Raw genomic sequence first — 2076 nt, 5'->3', positions numbered from 1 at the left:
AAATGGTAACCATTCACTGCCTTACCATCCCGGATGGGATGAGACAGGAAGCCAATGCTGTATCAATCAATTTCGCTGGCGTGAACAGGTCGGCATTGCGCGTGTTGCTTTGCGCGATCGGACCTTTAAAAATCCCGTTTGGGCCGCCGAGTATTTCTATCATGAACGTCAGCTTCACCATCAACGCTCAGATCTGCACAGCTACCGTTACTACGATTTTCCCGGGCGCTATAAAGACGGGACGGGACAGCGGATCAGTCAATATCGTCTGGAAGCCCTCCGCCGTGACGCGATGCTCGGTCACGGGCAAAGTGACTGTTTTGCCCTTTCGCCTGCTTCGGGATTTACACTTACCGATCACCCGAAAGAAAAATTTAATACTCTCTGGCAAGTGATTGAAATCAGTCACCACGGCAGACAACCGCAGGCGGATGGATCCCGTTTTGGTGAGAGGGGGACGAGCCTGACCAACAGCTTCACCTTTGGTGACTGTTACCGGGTATGGCGTCCTTCACCTTACCCGAAACCGCGCATTGATGGCCTGCAAATTGCGACGGTGGTTGGTCCGGAAGGGGAAGAAATCTTTTGTGATGAATATGGGCGGGTACGGGTGCAATTTGCCTGGGACGAATATGGCAAATTTAATGATAACAGCTCCTGCTGGATTAGAGTCAGCCAGGCTTGGGCCGGCCAGCGTTGGGGCATGATTGCCATTCCGCGCGTGGGTCAGGAAGTGCTGGTGGATTTTTTGCATGGTGACCCGGACCAGCCGATTATTATTGGGCGCACCTATCATGCCAGCAATATTGTGCCGAACCCGTTACCGATAGCAAAAACCCAGATGTCAATCCGCTCAAAAACCCATAAAGGAGAGGGTTTTAATGAACTGCGGTTTGAGGATGAAAAAGATCGGGAAGAAGTCTTTATTCACGCCCAGAAAAATCTGGCGATTCAGGTGCGTAATTCCCGGGATGAAAAAATTAATTACAACCGCACAACGGCTATTGGACATGATGACGAACTGGCCATTGCCAATAACCGTAAAGTCACGGTTGAAGGGCAACAGGATCATAAAACCACCGGTAACTATCTTGCTCAGGTTGACGGTGACAAAGCCTTGCAGGTCAGTGGCAATATGGCACAGAAAATCCAGGGGATGTTCAGTATTGATACCGAGGGTGATATTACGGTGCAGAGTAACAGCAAAATTAGCCTGAAAGTGGGGAATAATTTTGTGGTCATTCATGCCGGTGGTGTCGATATCAAAGGCCCGTCCATTAATCTAAACTCAGGTGGCAGCCCGGGGGATTTATTGCGGCCCGCTAATCCAGCCATTCTGCAAGCGGCCGCCAGTGCCGGCTCGATGTTTGTTGCACATTGTCCAAAGGAGGATAACGACTGATGGCCACTGAAAAACACTATGCCGTCATTGACGGCGCCAGCGAACCCCGATTGTTCTTTGTTCTGGAACATGTTAATCCCCCGGTGACCTGTCTTTATAATGAGTCTTTACAACCTGAACTGCTTAAAGTCGCGCCTTATTTAGTGGAAGTCACAGAAAAAGTCGGACTTTATTTGGCGGAATGGCAAACCCCCTGGGGAATTTGTCTTCATTCACAGGCGGACATGAGAACATTGCGTCAGCATCTGCGTAAATCTCTTCAGGTATTATTACCGGAGCAAGATAAACCGGTCTTTTTCCGGTTTTATGATCCGCGCAATATCTGGGAATTTCTCAGTGTCCTGAATGACTGGGAAATTCACTGCTTTCTGGGGCCGATAAATAAAATTACCACCTCCCTGATGGGGATTAAACAGGAAGATAATTTTCACGCCGTCAGAAAACAATTTCCTGCAGAAGCGCGCTCCAGGCAAAAGATGTTGCAAATTGCCCCCGAGCAATATGCTCAGTTAAATAACCTGTTCGAGCAAAGATTTATTAATAAACTGACGCGACTCATTAATGAAATCAATTACCATAATGGAGCTGGCACCATAGCGCTGCCACATTCAACCCTGTCGGCAATTGCAGATAGAATATTGCAAGATCCCCTCCCAAATCCGCATTATTCCCCT

General features: G+C 48.6%; 2 protein-coding genes. Both read left to right on the top strand.

Going from position 1 to position 2076, the window contains the following annotated elements; genetic code table 11:
- The coding region (gene tssI, locus ACGF63_RS22735; protein ID WP_387633349.1) for a type VI secretion system tip protein TssI/VgrG at window positions 1–1402 on the top strand (1402 nt) is incomplete at its 5' end.
- Window positions 1402–2076, top strand: a 675-nt coding sequence (locus ACGF63_RS22730) for a DUF4123 domain-containing protein (protein ID WP_387633347.1), incomplete at its 3' end; no start/stop codon positions are given. The genes tssI and ACGF63_RS22730, both read left to right, overlap by 1 nt.

Origin of the sequence: Photorhabdus sp. RM322S (genome assembly GCF_042879395.1) — a bacterium.
Lineage (GTDB): Bacteria > Pseudomonadota > Gammaproteobacteria > Enterobacterales > Enterobacteriaceae > Photorhabdus > Photorhabdus khanii.
Note: the sequence above shows the minus strand (reverse complement) of the source record. Positions and strands in the feature narration are given on the sequence as shown.